This window comes from Pseudomonas stagnisoli (genome assembly GCF_048595745.1).
GTDB lineage: Bacteria > Pseudomonadota > Gammaproteobacteria > Pseudomonadales > Pseudomonadaceae > Aquipseudomonas > Aquipseudomonas alcaligenes_A.
The window spans coordinates 2,105,137-2,126,934 of the sequence record NZ_CP184361.1 but is presented as its reverse complement, the minus strand read 5'-3'; the positions used below and the strand labels follow the sequence as shown (position 1 = coordinate 2,126,934).

The following is a 21,798-nucleotide window of genomic DNA, read 5'->3' as shown; positions in this document are numbered from 1 at the left end:
TCTTGTATTGACAGGCATTTGCAGCGCACAAGAAGACCTCATGCGCCCATTCGACAGGATAACGACAGCTATCCGACCCCGCCGAATGAACACATGTCTCAGCCACCGGACTATGCCGGCAGCCAAGCTTTGCGCCAAAGCTCCAGGTTCGCCCCTTCCAGCATCCACTCACTCAGCACAGCAGCTTTCAACGCATCGCCCTGGCGCGCGGTCGCGTCGAGATCGCTGATATGCATGCGAATGGCCTCAACCCAGTCGCGGAAGCGGTTCTTGACCCTGGTGACAGGCAAGCTGCCCTCATAGCAACGGATATCCGTGCAGATGACCGGGAAGCCGCAGGCCCCGTACTCCAGCAGCCGTAGGTTGCTCTTGCACTCGTTGAATAGGTTCTGCTCAAGCGGCGCCAGCGCAAGATCAAGATCCAGAGCGGCCAACGCAGCCGGATAACGTTCGATATCGATCCCTGGATGCACCTCATGCACATAACCGCGCAGTTTCTCCGGGCACATACCGAAGAAGACCCACTCCACCTCATCGACGAGTTCCTTGACCACATCAACAATCAACTCGAGATCTCCGGCATGCCCCACCCCACCGGCCCAGCCGACACGCGGCTTACGCCCGCGCCTACGCTGGCTGCTCAAGTCTCTCCACCAATCCACCGGCAAGCGATTCTCAACGACATGAATATCGCCATGCAGGCCGGAAAATGCCTCAGCCAAGGCCGCCGTCGAGACAACGAAACGATCGACATAACCCAAGCCCCGTCGCAGTGAGCGCATCACATCCTTGGGCATGTCCTTGCGGTGAACGCTTTTTAACGGCAGGTTGGGCAGGTAGTCGTCCAGCTCATACACCTTGAAGGCACGCGAGAATGCCTGCATGCGCCGTATGGCCTCCAGCTGGTCATCGGCCGTCTGGCGCTGCAACACGATGACATCCGGGTCATAGCGCTCGAGATCCATGACATGCAGCAGCCCGGTGGCGAGCATGCCATCTATCAAGCCAGCCCTAGCCATGGCGGAGAATGGCTTGGTGATTCGATAGTTGCCACACCCCCAGGGATCTGCAGGATGAGCCAGGACGATAGGCTGCGGCCGCCATACCAGGGGCTGCCAGGTCAGGTGTACGTCCGTCTCCAGCTCAAAACCCTTGCCATTGAGCGACAAGTTCTTGTTATAGGCAGGATCACGAGCCAGCAACGACAGCCATTTGCCATACAAAGCATCCTGCTCACCGACGAAACGTGCACGCTTGGCCTCACGGGTTGCCGCATCGACATTTTTCTGACTGATGCTGCCTTCATGCATCACCAATGAATGTGGCGTCCACACGATCAGGTAGCCGGCATCATGGGCCTTCAGACACAGATCGACATCGTTGTAAGAAACCTTGAAGGCCTGCTCATCCATGCCGCCGACGGCCAGGTACAGCTCCTTGCGCATCATGAGGCAGGCCGCGGTCACTGCCGTATAGTTCTGCACAACTTGCAGGCGGTGCATGTAGCCAACGGCATCCATCGGTTCATCGATAAACGGATGGTCCGCTGGTCCACGCAGCCCCAGCACCACACCAGCGTGCTGGATATGGCCATTCGGGTAGAGCAGCTTGGCGCCAACGATTCCAACCTCGGGCCGCTGAGCATGGTTGAGCAGCTCATCCAGCCAGCTCTCGCTGATAATGGCGGTGTCGTTATTGAGCAACACGACATATTCGCCGCGCGCCTCGTTTACGGCCATATTGTTGATGGCTGAGAAGTTGAAGGCATGAGGGTAGCGCAGGATGCGAACCTGCTCCTCGCCCATGCTGGCGACCGCCTCCAGCCACTCGCGGGCCTCGGCTGTCTCGCTATTGTTGTCAACGATCAGCACCTCGAAATGGGTGTAGCTCGTTTTCTCCAGCAGTGTTTCGACGCAGCGCCGCAACATCGGCAGCTGGTCTTTGGTCGGAATGATGATCGAGACCAATGGCTTCCCGGCATGCCGGTAATTGATGCGGTAGCGGGCCGGCCAATCCGAGCTCACCTCGGCGACGTAACCTCGTGTAGCCAGGTGACGCTCGATAGCAGCCCGTTCGACAGGGCTGTCCTGCAGCACGGGGGCATCCGTGATCAGCAGCGGCTCAGCGACATGACCCAGTCCCGCCAACCCGCCGCGCTCGATCAGACGCAGGATCAAATCGAACTCCAGGGCCCCGGCAAAAGCAGAATCAAAACCACCGACCTGGGAAAACTCTTCCCGGCGAAACAGCCAGTGCCTGGCCATGGCGCGCGGGAAACTCAGCAACATGTCCAGATTGACGCCAGGCCGGAATACGCCACCGACCTCACCATTGGCCTGCCGTTGCAGTTCATCACCGTATATGGCTCGACACTGAGGAGCACGAGTCAGCTCGAGAGCGGCAATCATCAGCCCACTGACGGTGAACTCATCGCCCGCCTCAACCAGCATGAACCAGTCGACCCCCGAGTCACTGATCGCCTGATTCAGAGCAGGTACATAAGCGCTTCCATCCACCTGTAGAAAATGCAGCTTGTCGGCCGGATTGCTCTGCGGAACCGCGCCAACGGAAAGGACAATGATCTTCAGCGTGGCGTACAGGCCATGATCCATCCCGAGACTGCGAATGGTCGCCATAAGCCGCTTGGAGTCACCTTGCAGATCGAGGATCACGACACCGAAAAGCGGCCCTCCAGCATGTTCCTGCAGGTAGCGATTGATCTGCTGATTCTGTGATTCGCTGGGCACACGCGCTGCCATCCAGCGCTGAAGCTTCTCGCTGGCACTGGGCTCATGTACTTCAGCTACCTCGGTGGGCGCGTTGCTTTCACGCCCCTTGTAGCGCCCGAGCAGATCACTCGCCTTGGCGCCTACGCCGCAGCGCATGATGAACTGCAGGGAACAAAGCTCGGAAAGCTCGTCCGGGCCAAGATCGTGAAGCGTCATGCGCCCGGCACGGATATCGATGGAGGACTTGTCCTTGTTATCGGCAAACACTCCCTGTAACTGGGCATCCAGCGAGTACAGCAAGGTCTCGACGTGATAACCAGTCTCGAACAGTACGCGGCGGAACTCGGTCAGGGTAAAAAAGCGGATATGCGTGATATCCAGCAGGCCAGCCGCCTCGTACTCCCAATAACCGTCAGTCAGCGCGCTCATCAAACGCAGATTGCGCACATTGGGAATCGAAATGATGACCTGCGCGTTGGCGCTCAAGTAGGGCTTCAGCGCCGTCAACACCGACCAGGGGTTGTACATGTGCTCAAGCACATCCGCCAGGATGACACCATCCAGCGAGCCCCTGGCAATGCCCTCGGCCTCCAGATCGAAGTCCTCGAACTTACCAACCAGGACCCGATCCAGCTTGGTAGCGGCCTGCTGCGCAGCACTCTGGTTGATCTCCAGCCCCCACACCTTGGCCTGGGGGAAACGCTGTTTGAGCAGCTGCCCATTCGCTCCCGCGGCGCAGCCAATGTCCAGAACGAACTGCGGCGGCTCGGCAAAGGCATCAATCAACGGGCTGCGTGCGGTGTCGTGGTAAGCGACTTCGACATCCGTATGCTCAACATCCAGATACTGCTGCCAGACATAGCGCTTGCCCTCATCAGGGCTCTCAGCCACCAGCTCCAGCATCAGGTCGCAAAAACGCTGTGCGGCCTTTCCATCCACGCCCAAGTTGTAATAAGGCGCGCGCAAACGCATGTTCTCCAGCTGGCGTGCACGAAATGGCGCATCGCTCAGCAGACGCTGCATGGCTGCAGCCAGTTCGTGCGCTTCGGCTTCGACGATTCCACTTTCAGCCTCGAAGCTTGGACCCAGCAGCATCCCCGCGGTGTTAAGCAGGTTGATCGTCGGCGTTCCTGCCAGCATTGCCTCAACGCTGTAGTTCGAATCCACCGCGACCAGCAAATCGGCGCCCACTGCCCACAGCTGGGTATCTTCGGTGGAGTAGAAGTAGTGCTCGTCGTTCGCGCCCAACTCTGCCAGCAGCGCGGCACAGCGCTGCTCACCGAAGTGCATGTTCGATGGGCGATCCTTGATCACTGCATTGAACTGCAGTCCAGCCTGGCGCAGGGTCTCGCAGGCAGCGATAAATGCCAGCAGGCTGTCGCCATAAATCGATTCATTGCAAAACGCTGACAGGTTTGCCGCCCACGTCGTACCGAACACCACAATCGGTAGCCCCTCGTGCAAACCATGCTTAGCGCGCAGGAAAGAGACCACCTGCTCGCGCTGCCCACGCAGCTGGGCATAGTTATCCCAGGCAGGACTACCGGTGACTCGAAGGCGCTCTGGAGCGATCCCCAAATCCAGGTAGCCTTCCAGACCTCGCTCGCCGTAAACCGCCAGCAGGTCCGTATTCAAGTGCGCATGGACGGTATAGGGATCACAAAGCGCAATGGAGTGCGCCAGCTGCAGGGATGGAATACCCTGCTGGCGAGCCCAGTTGACCACCGTTTTACCGAGCAGCAGCGCATCTTCACTGACCACCAGCAGCTCAATCTGGTACTCCGCCCGTGCGCGCTCGCACGCCTCCAGTATGGCAACGGTAGGTGGCAGGTCCGCAGCTATCCGCCGCTCGATGAGCGGACGGAGTTGCTCGCGGTCCTCCAACTGCAATGTCGCAGGCCAGCTGGCACCACTCAGGTAATCCGCGAAGCCCGCCGCGAACTGTTCGGCGAGCTGCTCAGATTGTGCAACACCCGCCTCGTCCAGCAGACCATCCAGAGCCACTACGCTGCAGCCTGTCTCGTTGGCCAGATCGAGCAAGCCCTGACCGATTTGCGAGCGAGAAGTCAAAATGGTCAGCGGCCCGCGCTTTTGCAGGAAAAGTCGCAAGGCTTCGAAATGCGTAGCCCAGAGAAAGCTGATGATCGCCGGCGCCTTCATGTGCGCTCCCCAGTGAAAAGTCCGAAATACTCAGTCAGAACCGACTCGACCAGGAAATACTCACTCCCCTGGGCAACATCCACACCATGCCTGAATCGCTGCTCATAACCTGCCGACCAGCCCTGCGCGATTGCCATGGCACGCCTATCGGCCTGGCGCATTGCTCGCCACGTCAGCAGCTGCTCTTCGACTTCGGGCATTAGCAGCCCACGGAAGTCATAGTCCGGCAGTCGCTCCAGGAGTGCATCAAACAGACTGAAGAAGAAATGACGCGCTCGCAGCGGTTGCAGCAAACGCCGCAACTCGACTGCATAGTTGCAGCCACCCTGATCGAGCCAGGGCTTTAACGCTGAAAAGGAGCGCTGGCTCAAGGCAATTTCCAGACTCTCGGCTTGTTGCACGAAGCGGGCATTAGCGGCGAGATCGGCGCGATTCTCCAGAACCACGAATACACGCCCCGCAAGACTCGGAGACAGCAGACCAACCAGCTTCTGCTCCAGAAAGAGCCCCAGCTCTGCGAGCCCCGGATCACAGGCAAACCAGGACAGCACTCGTTTCCATCGGTGCGACCGCTCCAGTTGCTCATACAGCAGCCAGTTGACGTTGCCCCCGCCGAGGAAGGCCCCGTAGGGCACCACGGCCCGAACAGTCAGGCCTTGTGCATTGGCATGTTCAACCAGCTCGGCCACATCCAGGCGCGCCATGTAGTTGGCAAAGTCGTGGGGATCATCTGTCTTGCGCAGCGCATCAGGCCAGCGCGCACGATCCACGCCGTAGGCCATCCGCACATGCGAGCTGGAGTGGATGTCGAACAACAGGCGTCCGCCGGGGCGCACGACCCTGCGCCACTCGTGCAACGCCTCACGCCAGTTTGGGAAATGCACCATGACGTTAAGTGCAACAGCTGAGTCGAAGCTCGCGTCGGTACAGGGAAGCTTCTGGATATCGCCAAGCTTCAGACTGATAGGCGAGCCGCCAGCCAGGCGTTTTGTCTCATCTAGCATGGCCTGGGAACTGTCGATGCCAGTGACCTGGTAGCCTTGCCGCAGCAGCGCCAATGCGGCGCGCCCGGTACCAGTACCGATATCAATGACCTCTCGACCGCTGACAAAGCGCTGAATGATATCTATCTCCAGCGCGTTCTTCAGATAATTGGTGCCTGTGTTCTCGACCATGCGCCCCGAGTACCAGGCCACCATGTTGGGATCCTGCCAGGCATTGGTTTTCCAGCGAATCAGGTCGCTGTCGGCTGCGTGGCCTCTACTCTTATCACCTTCTTGTTGACTCACTTCAGCATCCCCATGCGCATATCGATCCACGTCGGACCAGGCTACGACAGCCGCCACTGAACGGCCAGGTCATATATAACCCGTCATGTCGCCGATGGAGATCGATAGCGATATGCCTCACCCCAGCGTCAACTTCATGACACCTCAAGAGCAAAGCAAAACACACGCCAAACACCTGAAAAGGTGAGAGCAGCTATTGCTGAAGGATTGCTCAACGCAGCTGATTGAAGAGGTTCAACCCGGCAACCTTGACGTAACTCTGCTGAGCCGCTTCAAGAATGATCGTCTGGAAGGACAAACGTGACAGTGCCTCGGCATAGTCAAGCTCGCGCAGATCTGCCTGAACGGCTTTGTTGACCAGGGTGACATCCTCGTTATCCGTTTCCGTTGACTCAACAAGATTGAGTCGCGCACCGATCTCGGTCTGAACTTCCAGCACCTGACCAATGCCGTTATCGAGGTTCTTCAGAGCAATGGCGACCTCGTCTCGAATTGCAAGATTGCCGACCGGAGAGGTAGGGGATGACTCCAGCGACTGACGCAGCTGGGAAATGGTATTGAGGATGCTGCGCTGCTCCTGGAACTGCGGCTTCACGCCAAACTCATCACCAGCACTCGCAGCTGCGCTGAGCGTGAAGTCAGCCCCGAACACGTTGAAAGTCGACGGGTACGGGCCAGGGGCCGTGCCCGTTGCAATTGGCGTACTGCTGGGCCCTACCGGCTGAGCATAGACATCATAGTTGGTAGCACTGGTGAAGCGCAGGACAACGCCAGAGGTTGGAAATTGCGCGTTGAAAGTCGCCTGGTTACTGATGGTGCCGCCGCCTACAACCGCCGTGGAGGCATTGGTCGAGGAACGGGTCACTGCAAATTCTGTCGGGGCGGCCTGCAAGGTGAAACTATGAGTACCGATCCCAGGTGTACCCGGAGTAGCTGTATCTGCCAGAAGATTGTCCAAATCCTGCGCATTGTCGCCAGGCTGCAGCACCACATCCAGCTGAAAGCGCATTCCACGGAAGTTGATGACATTGCCGCCGTTGGCAAGCGGGTCGATCCTCCCTCCCCCAGGAATTTCGGAAGTCACATCAGTACCGGCACTATCGTATATACGGAACTCTTTGCCGCTGACAAACGCCAAAGAATAGGGTTGCCCTGTACGAAAACTGTTATTGAAGGCGTCCTGATCTTCTACCAGCCCCTGAGACATGAAAACTCGCTGATCAGCCGCCGGCACAGGCGGTATGGTGGTAGCAGGCAACGGCGGAACCTGGCCCGCCAGAGCGGGATTATTGATCCCTCCCGTCTCCAGAACCCGGTCAGCGTTCAAAACGTCCTCGAAAAGGCGCTTGCCATTGTCGTTGATAGCTACCGTAGTCGAACTGGCCACCTGCAGACTGCGCTGTCCCTCGTCGCCGAAGTAGGAGTAGGTACCGTCCGGATTGCGTATGAACGGCTCGGTCTTGCCAAGAAAGCCGGCAAACAGATACTCACCACGAGCATTGCGACTATTCATCAGGTTAAGCAGCTCGTTTTCTCGCTCGCTCAACTCCTTGGCAATTGACTTGCGGTCCTCAGCCGACAGAGCGCCCCCGCCTGCCTGAACGGCAAGCTCGCGAATCCGTTGCAAAACCGTATTGACCGAATTGAGGGTGGTTTCTTCCTGAGTCAGGCTGTTCTTAGCCGCTGTTAGATTCTCCTTGTACTGCCCCAGCACGGCCTGCTGCTGCTCGAGCTGTAGCAGACGTACGGAAGCGACCGGATCGTCTGCCGGGGTAAGAATGCGCTTGCCGCTACTGATCTGCTCCTGGGTACGGATCACGTCGGAGTAGTTGCGCCCGATACCGTTCACGCCGTTGTTGAACGCCTGGATGGAGGAGATGCGCATGACCATGGTGACTATCCGGCTCAGAAGGTGTTGATCAAAGTATCGAACAGGTTGCGCGCGACTTGAATGATCTGCGCTGACGCCTGGTAATACTGCTCGAACTGAATCAGCTTGGCCGCCTCTTCATCGAGGTTAACCGCCGAAACAGAATCGCGATTGTCCGACGCCTGCTTGAGAATCGACGCAGTGGCCTCACCATCCACGCGCGCTTGACTCGTCAGGGTCCCTACCCGCTCCACCAGATCGCCATAGGAGTCAGTGAAACTCGCACCAGTGGTGCCAGGGAAGTTCGGATCGATACCAATCGTCGTTTTGTTCTGCAGGTCCGCAAGCTTCAGCGCATTACGGTTGTCCGACACGCCGTTGGTGTTGAAGGCGATCGTGAAGTTGTCGCCGGTCGTCGGACGACCGCTGATGGTGAACTCAAAGGTGAAGTCGTTGGGCGGCGTACCGGCGGTAATCTGCTGAGTGTTGTTCTGCCCCGGCACGATGGTATTGCTGCTGAGCACCGTGCCGGCCGTATTGACGACGTCGTACCCAGTCGCCGAAGTGAAAACGATACGCAGCGGCGGCGTGGTACGCAGGCTGTTCTCCAGTGCGGCCTGGGTCACCGGATCGTAGATATCGATCTTGGTGGTCAGGCTGGGCTGGGTAATGGTGCCGGTCCCGACATTGCCCGGGCTGGTCTCGGCCTTGAGTGGAGATGCGAAAGCCAGTTCCTGCGCGTTTTTGAGATCAGCACGCATATCACTACCGGCGTTACGAGTTGGCAGAACCCTGAAGCGATCACCGGCAGCGAAGGTGCCAGCAGCCACGTTCATCGAGAAGCCATCGAACACCAACGGCGTACCAGAGGTAATATCATAGGGCGAAGGCGCCGGTACCAGCGGAGTGTCCGGATCACCGTCATTGTCATATAGAGCCGATACCGTCTGACCGTCCGAAACGCGACGGACCGTATACTCGGTGGCGCTGGTGAATTCGATCTCGTAGTCGCTGGTTGTCAGTGCTGTAGTGTTCTGAATCAGCACGTTAAGGTTGGCAGTCGCATCGCTGTTACCAACCCGGGCAATGCTGCGCTGACCAATCAAAAGCGGATCATTGATCGCACGGAACAACGGCTCGCCGAAGTTACCCTTGAGGTCCAAGCCCTGCCCTAACTGGCTATTGATCTGATCAGAGATGGACAGCGCCAGACGACCAACAGCATTCAGGGATTCATCCAGTACATCCTCACGATAACGGATCAATCCCCCCATCTCCCCACCAGTAATCAGCGAGGTGATTCCCTGACGAGAGTTACCGCTGACAAACTGCACCTCCGCCCTCAGGGGATCGGCCGTACCGGGCACTACTTCCAGCCGAGCTGCTGTAGCGCCAACGACCAGCGGCTGCCCCGAACCAATGAAGAGATTGAAGGAGTTGTCATCCTGCGGCACAACAGTCACGCCGATGAACTCGGCGAGCTTACGCACCGCCTCTTCACGAGCGTCCAAGAGGTCATTCGGCGCTTTGCCATTGGCTGCAGCTACCGCGATCGCGTTGTTGTAACCGGCAATGGAAGTGGCCAACTGATTAACCTGATCGGTAACCGCTGCCACCTGCTTGTTAATGAACGCATTCTGCTCATACAAGCGGTCATAAATGGTGTTAAAGCGCTTGGCAAGGCCTTCGGCTTCGGACAGCACCAGTTGCCGGGCCGGTATATTGGCCGGGTCCTCCGCAGCAGTCTGCAATGAGGCGAACAGTTTTTTCAGACCTGGAGTGACACCAGTGGTGCTGCCAGCCAACAAAGAATCCAGCTGGTTGATCTGATCCAAGTAGGCTGATACGTCGCTGTTCAACGCGGTACTGGTGCGCACCTGCGTCGTCAGGAATTCATTATAAATACGTCGCACATCGACCAAACTGGTACCCGAGCCGATGTATCCGGCGCCGCTGAACTGCGGAATGCGCGTAGCCTGCACCGTGTCCTGCCGGGAGAAGCCCGGTGTATTGACGTTGGTGATGTTGTGGCCGGTGACCGCCAGCGACGTCTTGTTCGCGGCGAGGCCCGACAGGCCAATGCTCAGTAGGTCAGCCATGATTCAGCTCTCAGGTCCTTGTGATCGGACTGTCGGCCGCAGCCACAGCCTGGTAGGTCTGCATCTGCCGGGCGATCTGCGCGATCTTGCGGGCATACTGGGGATCGGTGGCATAACCAGCCTCCTGCAGCTCGCGCACGAAGCGTTCCGGGTTATCGGCCGCCGCCAGTGCTTCCTGATAGCGGCCATTGCCCTGCAGGAAGCTCACGTAGTCGTTGAAGCTCTGCTGGTAGGAGTCGTAGGCGCGGAAAGAAGCCGACTCCTTCACCGCCTCGCCCCCCTTGTATTCGGTGGTCAGCACCCGTGCCGATTCACCCTGCCAGCCACCGTGAGCCTTGATGCCGAACAGGTTGTGACTGCTGGAGCCATCGGACTGACGAATGATCGACTTGCCCCAGCCGGTTTCCAGGGCAGCCTGGGCCACCAGGTAACGGGCATCGACACCAATCTTCTGTGCGGCCTCCTCGGCCAGCGGCAACATGGTGGCGACAAAGTCGGCCGCCGAGTCGAATGCCGACTTGCCCTTGGCCAGCGGCGGCTGAGCCAGGCGACGACCGCTGATGGCATCGCTGTCGACCAGGCTTAGCGGCTTGCTGTCAGCCACAGCAGTGGCCTGCGCCGGGACCCAGTCGCTGGCGGCCAGCGGCTGACCCTCGGTGGCGGGCACAATGCCGGCCAACAGGCGGTCGGTGAGCTTGCTCGGCAGACTCAAACGGCGCTGGTTGAGCAATTGCGAGTCATCACGGACGCTGCCAGCGGTCTCCCCTGCAGGTTTGAACGCGCCGGCACGCGCACTGATCTGCGGCGCCTCGACCTGGGCAAACGGATTGACCCGCTGCGGTCCACTCTTCATCTGGCTGAGCTGACGCTCCAGCACCGACGCCAGGCCGATGCCCCCCTTGTTCTTCGACAGGGTCACGGCCAGTTGCTGGTCATGCATATCCTGGTAGGTCTTGCTCTCGTTGCTGTTCATGAAGTTGCCTTCGCCGAACACTTCGTTCGCCTTGCGCATCGACTTCAGCATCTCGTTGAGAAACAGCGACTCGAACTCCTGAGCCACCTTCTTGATGTTGCTCTCGCTGTCGCCGCCGACCTTGAACTGGTTGAGCCGGTTCAGGTCGGTATAGGCGCCGCTGTCAAGGCCGGCTGCGAGTCTGGAATCCATGGCAGCCTCCTTCAGATCACGATCAGGTCGGCCTGCAAGGCGCCGGCTTGCTTGAGCGCCTCGAGGATGGCCATCAGGTCGGAGGGCGCGGCGCCCACCTGGTTGACCGCACGAACGATCTCGTCGAGCGTGGTGCCAGGACCGAACTTGAACATCGGCTTGGCTTCCTGTTCGGCATCGATCTTGGAATTCGGCACCACCGCGGTCTGGCCGCCGGCCAGCGCGTTGGGCTGGCTGACGATGGGGTCTTCGCTGATGGTCACGGTCAGGCTGCCGTGGGTCACCGCGGCCGGCTGCACCTTGACGTTCTGGCCGATGACAATGGTGCCGGTACGCGAGTTGATGATGACCTTGGCCGCGGCCTGGCCGGCCTCGATCTCGATGTTCTCCAGCACCGCCAGGTAGTCGACGCGCTGATTGGGGTCCAGCGGCGCGCTGACGCGGATCGAGCCGCCATCGATGGCCTGGGCCACGCCCGGGCCTAGCAGGCCGTTGATCTGGTCGACGATGTTCTTCGCCGTGGTGAAATCCGGACGATTGAGGTTCAGCGTCAGGCTGTTGCCCTGATCGAAACCGCTCGCCACCGGACGCTCGACGGTGGCACCCGCAGGGATGCGACCGGCCGAGGGGACGTTGACGGTAATGCGCGAACCATCGGCGCCGCCGGCGTCGAAGCCGCCGACCACCAGGTTGCCCTGGGCGATGGCGTAGACGTTGCCGTCGATACCCTTGAGCGGCGTCATCAGCAGGCTGCCGCCGCGCAGGCTCTTGGAGTTGCCGATCGAGGAGATGGTCACGTCCAGGGTCTGCCCGGGCTTGGCGAACGGCGGCAGCTCGGCGTGCACAGACACCGCAGCGACGTTCTTCAGCTGCACGTTGCCGCCACCGGTCGGCACCTTGATGCCGAACTGCGCCAGCATGTTGTTGAAGGTCTGTAGGGTGAAGGGCGTCTGCGTGGTCTGGTCGCCGGTGCCATTGAGGCCGACCACCAGGCCGTAGCCGATCAGCTGGTTGCTGCGCACGCCCTGGATGCTGGCCAGATCCTTCAGGCGTTCGGCCTGCACGGCGCTAGTGGCGAGCAGCAGGCAGAAGACGCAAAGCAGTCGTTTCATGGTCGTCTACCTGCTCAGAACGGGAACAGCGGGTTCATGAAGAAGCGATCGAACCAGCCTGGCTGGCTGGCATCGGCGAAGGCACCGGTGCCCGAATAGGTGATACGGGCATTGGCGATACGGGTCGAGGACACCGTGTTGTCGGTGGCAATATCGTCGGCACGCACCAGCCCGGCGATGCGCACAAGCTCGTCGCCGGTGTTGAGAGTCATCCACTTCTCGCCACGCACGGCGAGGATGCCGTTGGGCAGCACCTCAGCCACGGTCACGGTGATGGAGCCGGTCAGGCTGTTGCTCTGATTCGCGTCGCTCTCGCCATCGGTATCGCGGGTGCCGCTGTAGCCCACATCCAGGCTGAGGTCTTCGGCCTTGAGCGGGTTGAGGCTGGTGCTGGGGTTGTCGATGGAGACGCCACCCCCGAACAGCGAGGTCAGGCCGAGGTTGGCGCTGCTGTCCTTGGACATGCTGGAGCCGGCCTTCTTGCTCGCCTGGGTCCGCTCGCTGAGCGTGATGGTGATGATGTCGCCGACGCGGTAGGCCTTGCGATCATCGTACAGATTGGTCTCGAAGCCGGGCTGGTAGATGGCACCGCTATTCTGCGCCGCCGGCAGCGGAGTGCGCGGCAGTACCGGTGCATAGTAGGGGTCATCCGGCTTCGGCGGCGGCGTCACGCAGCCGCTCAGGACCAGACTGGCCAGCAGGGGAAAAAGAATCATCGGCCGGTTCATAACCACTACCTCACGGCGTTCGTGTTGCTAGCTGCTGGCGCCTGGGGCGCCTGCAGTATTAAAGGTTCTGCGTGATGAAGGAGAGCATCTGGTCCGAGGTGGAGATCACCTTGGAGTTCATCTCGTAGGCGCGCTGCGTGGTGATCATGTTGACCAGCTCCTCGACCACGCTGACGTTAGAGTTCTCCAGGGTGTTCTGCAGCACGGTGCCGAGGCCGGTCAGGCCGGGCGTACCGACTTGCGGCGCACCGCTGGAGGCGGTTTCCATGAACAGGTTGTTGCCAATGGCCTGCAGGCCGGCCGGGTTGACGAAATCGGCAGTCTGGATGTTGCCGATCACCTGTGCGGCCGGATTGCCAGCGGTAGTGACCGACACGGTCCCATCCTCACCGACGGTGAACGTCTGCACCTCAGCGGGCAGGACGATGGCCGGCTCCAGAGGGAAACCGTTTGACGTGACAATCTGACCGTTCGAGTCCAGGTGAAAACTGCCGTCCCGGGTATAGCCGACCGTGCCATCGGGCATCAGGATCTGGAAGAAACCACGGCCGTTGACAGCCATGTCCAATGGTTGCTCGGTGGTTTGCAGGCTGCCGGTGGTAAAGATCTTCTGCGTGCCGGCGATGCGCACACCGGTACCCAGCTGCAGGCCGGTGGGCAGCTCGCTGTCCTGGCTGGACTGGCCACCGGGCTGGCGACGAATCTGATACAGCAGATCCTCGAAGTCGGCGCGATCGCGCTTGAAGCCGGTGGTCGAAACATTGGCCAGGTTGTTGGATATGGTGGTCAGGTTCATGTCTTGAGCAGACAGACCGGTTTTGGCAACCCACAGAGCCGGAAGCATGTTCGTTCTCCTCGAGCGCCGGTTTCATGGCGCTTCGCGTTATTAATCAGCTGATTTGCATGACCCGTGCCATGGCCGACGCACCGTCTTCGGCGGTGCGCATCATCTTCACGTGCAATTCGAACTGGCGGGACAGCGAGAGGATGGCAGTCATCTCCTCGACGGCATTGACGTTGCTCGATTCGAGGAACCCCGAGGTAAGACGCACATTGGCATCCACCTCCTGGGGCCCCGTTGCATCCTTGACCCGGATCAGGCCATCGGTGCCCTTGGTCAGGGTTTTGGGGTCGGGGTTAACCAGCTTGATGCGGTCCACCTCGGCCATCACGCTCGGCGCCTCGCCAAGCGCTCGGATGCTGATAGTGCCGTCCTGGCCGATCTCGACTTTTTGCTCTGGCGGGATGGCAATCGGCCCGCCGTTGCCGAGCACCGGCAAACCATTGCCGGTGCGCAACTGGCCGAGAGCGTCGATCTGCAGGCTAGCGGTACGCACGTAGGCCTCGCTGCCATCGGCCGCCTGCACGGCCACCCAGCCCTGCCCGTCCACAGCCACATCCAGCTCTCTCCCGGTTTCCTGCAAGGTGCCGGGCGTGAAGTCGGTGGCAGGGCGCTCGGTCATCGCATAGACGCGCGCCGGATAGCTGTCGCCGAACACCGGCATCGAACGCGCCTGCTCATAGTCGCGACGAAAACCGGTGGTGGAGATGTTCGCCAGGTTGTTGGCGTGGGCACGCTGCGCCAGGGTGTTCTGGCTGGCGCCAGTCATGGAGATGTACAGCATCTTGTCCATGGTTTGCTCCGCAGGTCGGCTTGTTGCCGCTCATAACTTCGTTACCTGCTCTACAGCAAACCCTGTGCCAGATACCAATATAAATCCTATCTAATTGATATTTAATAACTTTTAAAACAAGAAAAGACTTCCTGAGAAGCCTTTTCAACAGCCGGCGGCGAGGGCTTGCCGCTGCCGGCAAGCCCCTCCTCCACTCATCAACGCAGGTTGATGATGGTCTGGGTGATGGCGCTTTCGGTTTCGATGGTCTTGGCGTTGGCTTGGTAGTTGCGCTGCGCCACGATCAGGTTCACCAGCTGGTCCGACAACTCGACGTTGGAGTCCTCCAGGGCACCCGCCTGCAGAGCACCAAGAGTGCCGGAGCGCGGCGTTCCCACTACCGGCTCACCGGACTGGAAGGACTGTACCCAGGCCGTCTTGCCGACCGGCGTCAGCCCCTGCACGTTGGCGAAGTTGGCGAGCACAACCTGCCCCTGAACCAGCGACTGACCATTGGTATAGCGCGCGAAGATCACACCGGTGTCATCAATCTCCAGACCGGCCAGCTCGCCGGTGGTGTAGCCATCCTGGCTGACGGCAGTCACAGCGAAGGCGCTGGCGAACTGGGTGGCTGCACGGTAATCGATAGTCACACCAGCCGCCGCATCGTTGGCACCATTGGCGCTCCACACCGGCGGAGTGGAGTTATCAGGCGCTGCCGGCGTCCAGTTGGTCATGGATAGCGTGCCATCGGCGTTGACCGTGAAGTCGGTGCTGGTCGTCGACAACAACTGCCCCGAAGCACTGAAAGTCAGAGCCGCGGTAAAGGGCGTGGTGCCGGCAGTGTTGTCATAAACAGGGGGCGGACCAGGAGCAACCAAGACACTTTGCGGGTTGGCAGGGTTACGCCCGTCGATCAGAACGTTCATGTTCCAGGTATTGGCGCCAGTCTTGACAAAATACTGGGTTAGAACGTGGGCATTACCCTGAGTGTCGTAAATGTTGGTCGAGGTCGACGAGTTATAGGTTTTCGGATCTGCGGGGTTGAACGGCGTCGTTGTGGGAACCGTGCTGTTTGAGTTGAGGTTGAAAGTCTGTGTCAGTTGCTCCGTAGCGCGAGGCGACTGAGCAGCGGTACGAATCTGAATATCATCGACAATGCCGTTCTGTAGATTGCCCGCAGCGTCCACCGCGTAGCCCTGCAGGCGATACCCAAAGTTGTTGACTACGTAGCCATCTCGATCAGTACCGAAGTATCCGGCACGGGTATAGCTGATCTCACCGTTGTTGCTGGTAACGAAGAAGCCGTTGCCGTTGATCGCCAGATCCAGAGCGTTCTGGGTGTAGTTGATGTTGCCCTGGTTGAACAGCTGCGACACGTCCGCCAGCAATACACCACTCCCCTGCGGATTGGAGCCCGTACCGAGCACCGAGGCAGCGTAGACGTCGGCAAACTCGGCACGCGACTGCTTGAATCCCGCAGTGCCGGCATTGGCGATGTTGTTACCAGTAACGTTGAGGTCGCTGGTAGCCGCCCGCAGACCACTGAGACCGATATTGAAAGCCATGGTGAACTCCTTACAGCCTGAGGGTTACTGACCGATGATCTGGACTTGCGAGAGCGGCACGCTGCCGATACCCGCCAGGTTGAGCTTCATTTCGCCACCGTTCTGCCCCAGCGCGACGCTGTCGACGTTGGCCGGCAACAGGGTGTAAAGGCCTTTGGTGCCGTCGGCGTAGGTAGCCTGCGCCTCGAACTTGTAGGTACCAGGCGGCAAGAGATTGCCGCTCGAATCCTTGCCGTCCCACATGAAGCTCACATTGCCTGCCGCCTGCTGCCCGAGGTTGACCCGGCTTACCGCCTTGCCGGCGCTGTCGTAAACGTTGACGTAAACGTTGCTGCTGGTCACCGGCAGAACCAGGCTGCCTTTGAAGGTTTCGCTGGTGTCCACCACCGCCTTCTCGGTCGGCACTATCACCTTGCGCCCGACCAGCGAAGACGCTTGCAAGGCCTGCGAGGACTGATATCCGGAGAGCAGCGAGCCCATGCTGGTGTTGAGCTTCTCGATGCCCTCGACCTGACTGAACTGCGCCAGCTGGGCGATGAACTCACCGTTTTCCTGGGGCTCCAGGGGATTCTGGTTGTTCAACTGAGCCACCAGCAGTTCCAGAAACTCGTTCTTGCCGAGATCCTTCTTCTGGGTGGTTTCCTGCTTGATCTGATACTGGTCCAGTACGGAACTGACGCCACTGACACTCATTGTCTCGCTCCTCGTTCGCCGCTTACTGGCCCAGGGTCAGCACGCGCTGCATCATCTGCTTGGCGGTATTCATCATTTCCACGTTGGTCTGGAAGTTGCGGCTGGCCGAGATCATGTCGGCCATCTCCTCGACCACGTTGACGTTCGGGTAGTACACGTAGCCCTTCTCGTCCGCCGCCGGGTGGTTGGGTTCATAGCGCGGCATCAGGCTGCTCTGATCCTCGACCACGCCCAGCACCTGCACGCCGCGACCAGCCTGATCCTGATCAGCGAACAACGAACCACGGTCACCATCCATGGTCGACTCGAACACCGTGGCGAACACCGGATGACGCGCGCGATAGGTCTGGTCGATGCTGGAAGAAACCGTCTCGGCGTTGGCAATGTTGCTGGAGATAGTGTTCAGGCGAGTGCTCTGGGCGCTCATACCGGTACCGGCGATGTTGAAGACACTGGCGAGTGACATGTTCGTGACCTCCCTTATTCGCCGCGCAGGGCGCCAATCAGCCCTTTGAACTTGCTATTGAGAAAAGTGAAGCTGGCCTGGAACTGCACCGCGTTCTCGGCGTAATTGGCCTGCTCCTGCTGCATGTCGACGGTGTTCTGGTCGATGGACGGGTGGAGTGGGATGCGGTAGCGCAGCCCTGGGTCGGCCAGCTGGATGCCGTCGGCGGCAATGTGCTGGCTGTCGGTGCGGTTCAGGCCAAATTGCTTGCTGCCCTGCTGCTCATTCTGCGCGGCGAGTACGGCAGCGAAATCGAGGTCACGCGCCCTGTAACCCGGGGTATCCGCGTTGGCGATGTTGTTGGCGAGCACTTCGGCGCGCTGAGCGCGGAAGTTCAGGGCCGATTCATGGATGCCGAGGGCTTTGGAGAAACTGATACTCATGACCTGGAACCTTTGCCGTTTGGGCTTCGTGCCTGAGATTTAGCAAAGGCCATGCCACTTATATTTATTCTTATTTTTCAACAACTTAAACAATATTATCGATGCCTGTAGGCGCTGAGCGGCAAAGCTTTTCCGCTACCGACCACGAAAAGCGGCAAACCGGCAATACCCTTTGCCGCCCCAAACGAAAACGGGAGGCCAATGGCCTCCCGTCTGCGTACGCCTGAGCGTCAATCACTTCACCTTGTAAATAATCCCCGGACTGCATTGGACCATCTGGTACAGGTCCGGCAAGCCATTGAGTGCTTCCGAGGCCCCCAGGAACAGGTAACCGCCCGGCTTCAGCGTGGCATGAATGCGGGTGAGGATGTCCTTCTTCACCTCGGCGGAAAAGTAGATCAGCACGTTCCGGCAAAAAACCACGTCGAACTTGCCAAGCGAGGCGTAGCTCTCCAGCAGATTCAGCGGACGAAACTCGACGCGACTCTTGATGGCCGGCTTGACCACCCAACGGCCCGGCCCCTTGGGATCGAAGTAACGCTGCAGCCGCTCCTGCGACAAGCCTCGCCCCATGGCCAGGCTATCATACTCGCCCGACTTGCAGTTGGTCAGCATTGATGGAGACAGGTCGGTGGCCACAATCTGCACACCCGCCTTGAGCTGTCCAAGGTTGGTTTTTTCGAACTCATCGATGGTCATCGACAAAGAATAGGGCTCCTGCCCCGAGGAACAGGCCGCTGACCAGATACGCAGACGCTGACTGGGATTGGCCTTGATCAACTCCGGCAGTACCCGAGACTTCATTACCTCAAAGGGGTAGGTGTCACGGAACCACAGCGTTTCGTTGGTGGTCATGGCATCAACGACCTGCTCGCGCAGGCCACCACGGGGCTGAGCCTGCATCTTCTGCACGAGCTCGCCAAGCGTCTTGATGCCCTGCTGCTCCATCAACTTGTTCAGACGACTGGACACCAGGTACTGCTTGTTGCTCCCCAGCAAAATGCCGCAGGCCTTTTCCAGAAAGGTACGGAACTGCTCGAAATCCAAATTGCCTGAAGACACTAATGCAGCCTCACCAAACATGGTCCTAACCGAGAGCCGAGCCCTCAGCCCCCATCTGCTACGCGGACACGCTCAACCACACGTGAAGCGAGCTCGTCCGGACGGAACTTCGCCAGGAAGTCATCTGCGCCGACCTTCTTCACCATCGCCTGGTTGAACACCCCGGACAGCGAAGTATGCAGAATCACATGAAGGTTCTGCATCCTCGGATCGGAACGAATCTCTGCCGTGAGGGTGTAACCGTCCATCTCTGGCATTTCGATATCGGAGATCAGCATGAGGAACTCCTCAGCCGGATTCTTGCCCTCCTCCACCATCTTGCGCAGATAGTCGTACGCCTCGCGGCCATCATTGAGGGCCACAACCTCGACCCCGACGCTCTCCAGGCAACGCGAAACCTGCTTGCGCGCCACCGAGGAGTCGTCGCAGATCAGCACACGCTTGGAAACGGCCTTGGCCTGGGTCTCGACGTCCACCACGCCCTCGGAGATCGCCTCCGACATCGGTGCCACCTCAGCCAGAATCTTCTCGACGTCAATCACTTCGACCAGCTTATTGTCGACGCGGGTCACTGCCGTGAGGTAGTGATCGCGACCAGTGCCCTTGGGCGGCGGGTGGATCTCGCCCCAGTTCATGTTGACGATGCGCTCCACCGAGCGCACCAGGAAACCCTGCACCTTGGTGTTGTACTCGGTGATGATCACAAAGCTGTTCTGGATGTCATCCAGCGCCGACTTGCCGGTGGCAAGTGCCAGATCAAGGATGGGAATAGTGCCACCGCGGATGTTCGCCACGCCGCGTACAACCTGACTGGACTTGGGCATCACGGTGAGCTTGGGGCATTGCAGCACCTCCTTCACCTTGAACACATTGATGCCATAAAGCTGCGGGCCGTCCAGACGGAACAGCAAGAGCTCCAGACGATTCTGCCCGACCAGTTGGGTACGCTGGTTAACCGAGTCCAATACTCCGGCCATGCCCAGACTCCTTATTGTTCATAATGCCTCGCACTCTGCTAAAGCCTAGCAGGCGGCACGGGGCTTGCTTCGTGAGCGGCATGAAAAAGCTCACGACACTTTTCCGACACCTGATGGCGAAACGCCTTGCTCTTGTCGGAGTTTTACCCGCTTTGGGGCTATTCGGCTACAGCCAGGCGCATGCTGCGGAGCTGACTTTGCCCGAAGAGCTTATCGGCGCTACCGAAGGCTTTCTTGAATTCATGGTAGAGGACTATCTGGAGCGTAGCGAAATCGCGGCCCGATATGAAATTCAGGTAAACACTCTCGACCCCCGTTTGCGCCTGGCGGCCTGCGACAGTGATTTGACACAAAGCCTGGAAAGTCCGGCTCAACCCCTTGGCCGCGTGACCGTCCGGATCAGCTGCGAGGGCACTAAGCCATGGACCGTTTTTGTTCCCGCCCAGGTACGCCTTTTCCGCCCGGTGGTGGTCGTGAAAGCCCCGCTCAAGCGAGACAGCATCATCGGTCCTGCGGACATCGCCTTGATCGAGCAGGATGTCAGCCTGCTCAGCCGGGGCTATGTGACATCACCGGAGCAGGCCATCGGCAAAAAACTGACGCGCGCGACACAGACTGATCAGGTTTTGACACCCACCATGCTGCAGGCTGCGGACGCCGTGCAGCGTGGCGACCAGGTGGTGATCACGGCACGGAGTGGCGGAATCAACGTGCGCATGCAAGGCGAGGCATTGTCTGGCGGCACACTGGGACAACAGATCAACGTCCGCAACCTGGCCTCACAACGCATCATCCGTGCACGCATCGCAGGCCCCGGCCAGGTCGAGGTCGACATGTAGGCACGATTCTTGTAGCGCAAATCCCCGGTGATTTCCTACACTGTTAAACGACGCACACACTTGCGCCCTAAAGTTTCGACGGAACCGGCCGACAACCCAGTCAAGCGTCCAGATTACCGTCCGAGGTTCACAACATGGTTATCGACTTCAACCGGCTGAACAATGCCGCCAGCGCCGCCAACGGCGGTCGCACCGGCAACGCTCAGGCCAGCAGCCGCAACGAGGCTGTCAGCAATACCCCGCAGAATGCGGCACAGGTTGCTGACGAGCAGGCTGCTAACGCCAAGACGGGTGAATCCGTCCAGCTCAGCCGCGAAGCTCAGCAACTGCAGAAGGCTGGCGACAAGCTGCGCGATCTGCCGACCGTGGACAAAGAGCGCGTCGCCAAACTCAAGCAGGCAATTGCCGACGGTAGCTATCAGGTCGACGCCCAGCGCGTGGCCAGCAAGCTCCTCGATTTCGAATCCCAGCGCTAGTCCCAGGGCTGCGCTGGGGGTGTTGGACGCCCGATCCCCAGAGCCCGCGATGCAAGATAACGACCTGCTGCAACTGTTCAACGACGATATCGGCACCGCCCAACGTCTTCTTGAACTGATCGACGCCGAATTCCAGGCCATGGGAGAGCGTGATCTGCCCCGTCTGGAACAACTGCTTGGCGAGAAACTCCCCCTCCTGTCCCTGCTTGAGAAGCATGGTACGGCCCGCAGCCAACTGCTCGTCGCGCAGCAGCTGAGCGCTGATCGCGCCGGGCTGGAGGCGATGGCCAGCCGCAGCGCCAACGGAGAAGAGCTGCTATCACGCAGCGACGAGTTGAATCGGCTGCTGGAAAGCTGCCGCGAAGCGAACCAGCGCAATGGCCGACTGATCCGCGCCAACCAGGCATCATTGAAGAGTGTGCTCGGCATTCTTCGCGGCGGCGAAACGCCGGGGCTCTATGACAGCCGCGGCAGCGCCGCTAGAATCGCGCAGCAACGCCCCCTCAGCCAGGCCTGAGACCATAACAACA

Annotated in this window: 18 protein-coding genes; 3 read left to right on the top strand and 15 right to left on the bottom strand. The window is 59.6% G+C overall.

Translation table 11 applies throughout. The features are described from left to right. Positions 1 to 110: 110 nt before the first annotated feature. The 15 genes from ACOAPY_RS10215 to ACOAPY_RS10145 all read right to left on the bottom strand — a co-directional run bounded on the left by ACOAPY_RS10215 (position 111) and on the right by ACOAPY_RS10145 (position 19,953). Positions 111 to 4,889, bottom strand: coding sequence for a glycosyltransferase (locus tag ACOAPY_RS10215; RefSeq protein ID WP_465156614.1), 4,779 nt, complete (start codon positions 4,887 to 4,889; stop codon positions 111 to 113). Further along, on the bottom strand, positions 4,886 to 6,178 hold the full coding sequence (locus tag ACOAPY_RS10210; protein WP_465156612.1) for a class I SAM-dependent methyltransferase: 1,293 nt from the start codon (positions 6,176 to 6,178) through the stop codon (positions 4,886 to 4,888). The genes ACOAPY_RS10215 and ACOAPY_RS10210 overlap by 4 nt, the downstream gene beginning before the upstream one ends. A 211-nt stretch (positions 6,179 to 6,389) precedes the next feature. Next, the gene (locus ACOAPY_RS10205) at positions 6,390 to 8,069 is read right to left on the bottom strand and encodes a flagellar hook-associated protein 3 (RefSeq protein ID WP_465156610.1); all 1,680 of its coding nucleotides are present in this window, start codon (positions 8,067 to 8,069) and stop codon (positions 6,390 to 6,392) included. A 14-nt stretch (positions 8,070 to 8,083) separates the two neighbouring features. Beyond that, on the bottom strand, positions 8,084 to 10,147 hold the full coding sequence (gene flgK, locus ACOAPY_RS10200; protein WP_465156608.1) for a flagellar hook-associated protein FlgK: 2,064 nt from the start codon (positions 10,145 to 10,147) through the stop codon (positions 8,084 to 8,086). A 10-nt stretch (positions 10,148 to 10,157) separates the two neighbouring features. Further along, positions 10,158 to 11,312, bottom strand: a complete 1,155-nt coding sequence (gene flgJ, locus ACOAPY_RS10195) for a flagellar assembly peptidoglycan hydrolase FlgJ (protein ID WP_465156606.1) — start codon at positions 11,310 to 11,312, stop codon at positions 10,158 to 10,160. A gap of 11 nt (positions 11,313 to 11,323) precedes the next feature. Continuing rightward, the gene (locus ACOAPY_RS10190) at positions 11,324 to 12,424 is read right to left on the bottom strand and encodes a flagellar basal body P-ring protein FlgI (RefSeq protein WP_061904245.1); all 1,101 of its coding nucleotides are present in this window, start codon (positions 12,422 to 12,424) and stop codon (positions 11,324 to 11,326) included. 14 nt (positions 12,425 to 12,438) lie between these two features. Next, positions 12,439 to 13,152, bottom strand: a complete 714-nt coding sequence (flgH, locus tag ACOAPY_RS10185; RefSeq protein ID WP_465156604.1) for a flagellar basal body L-ring protein FlgH — start codon at positions 13,150 to 13,152, stop codon at positions 12,439 to 12,441. 58 nt (positions 13,153 to 13,210) lie between these two features. Beyond that, on the bottom strand, positions 13,211 to 13,996 hold the full coding sequence (gene flgG, locus ACOAPY_RS10180; RefSeq protein WP_076426475.1) for a flagellar basal-body rod protein FlgG: 786 nt from the start codon (positions 13,994 to 13,996) through the stop codon (positions 13,211 to 13,213). A gap of 46 nt (positions 13,997 to 14,042) precedes the next feature. Then, positions 14,043 to 14,786, bottom strand: a complete 744-nt coding sequence (locus tag ACOAPY_RS10175) for a flagellar basal body rod protein FlgF (protein ID WP_076426474.1) — start codon at positions 14,784 to 14,786, stop codon at positions 14,043 to 14,045. 197 nt (positions 14,787 to 14,983) lie between these two features. Further along, positions 14,984 to 16,333, bottom strand: a complete 1,350-nt coding sequence (gene flgE, locus ACOAPY_RS10170) for a flagellar hook protein FlgE (RefSeq protein WP_465156602.1) — start codon at positions 16,331 to 16,333, stop codon at positions 14,984 to 14,986. A gap of 24 nt (positions 16,334 to 16,357) precedes the next feature. Next, the gene (gene flgD / locus ACOAPY_RS10165; RefSeq protein WP_272793744.1) at positions 16,358 to 17,026 is read right to left on the bottom strand and encodes a flagellar hook assembly protein FlgD; all 669 of its coding nucleotides are present in this window, start codon (positions 17,024 to 17,026) and stop codon (positions 16,358 to 16,360) included. A gap of 22 nt (positions 17,027 to 17,048) precedes the next feature. Next, positions 17,049 to 17,492: a flagellar basal body rod protein FlgC gene (flgC, locus tag ACOAPY_RS10160; protein ID WP_076426471.1), complete on the bottom strand. Its 444-nt coding sequence runs from the start codon at positions 17,490 to 17,492 to the stop codon at positions 17,049 to 17,051. A 14-nt stretch (positions 17,493 to 17,506) separates the two neighbouring features. Then, the gene (gene flgB / locus ACOAPY_RS10155; protein ID WP_465156600.1) at positions 17,507 to 17,914 is read right to left on the bottom strand and encodes a flagellar basal body rod protein FlgB; all 408 of its coding nucleotides are present in this window, start codon (positions 17,912 to 17,914) and stop codon (positions 17,507 to 17,509) included. Positions 17,915 to 18,148: 234 nt separating this feature from the next. Then, complete coding sequence (cheR, locus tag ACOAPY_RS10150) at positions 18,149 to 18,976, bottom strand: protein-glutamate O-methyltransferase CheR (protein WP_076426469.1); 828 nt, start codon at positions 18,974 to 18,976, stop codon at positions 18,149 to 18,151. 44 nt (positions 18,977 to 19,020) lie between these two features. After that, positions 19,021 to 19,953, bottom strand: coding sequence for a chemotaxis protein CheV (locus ACOAPY_RS10145; RefSeq protein ID WP_076426468.1), 933 nt, complete (start codon positions 19,951 to 19,953; stop codon positions 19,021 to 19,023). Positions 19,954 to 20,033: 80 nt separating this feature from the next. Between ACOAPY_RS10145 and flgA the strand changes: the two genes are divergently transcribed. The 3 genes from flgA (at position 20,034) to ACOAPY_RS10130 (ending at position 21,785) form a co-directional block, all read left to right on the top strand. Continuing rightward, entirely contained in the window at positions 20,034 to 20,792 is a 759-nt protein-coding gene (gene flgA / locus ACOAPY_RS10140) for a flagellar basal body P-ring formation chaperone FlgA (protein ID WP_465156598.1), read from the top strand. Between the two features lie 134 nt (positions 20,793 to 20,926). Next, positions 20,927 to 21,268, top strand: a complete 342-nt coding sequence (gene flgM, locus ACOAPY_RS10135; protein WP_465156596.1) for a flagellar biosynthesis anti-sigma factor FlgM — start codon at positions 20,927 to 20,929, stop codon at positions 21,266 to 21,268. Positions 21,269 to 21,317: 49 nt separating this feature from the next. Further along, entirely contained in the window at positions 21,318 to 21,785 is a 468-nt protein-coding gene (locus ACOAPY_RS10130) for a flagella synthesis protein FlgN (RefSeq protein ID WP_076578327.1), read from the top strand. The last annotated feature ends 13 nt before the right edge of the window (positions 21,786 to 21,798 follow it).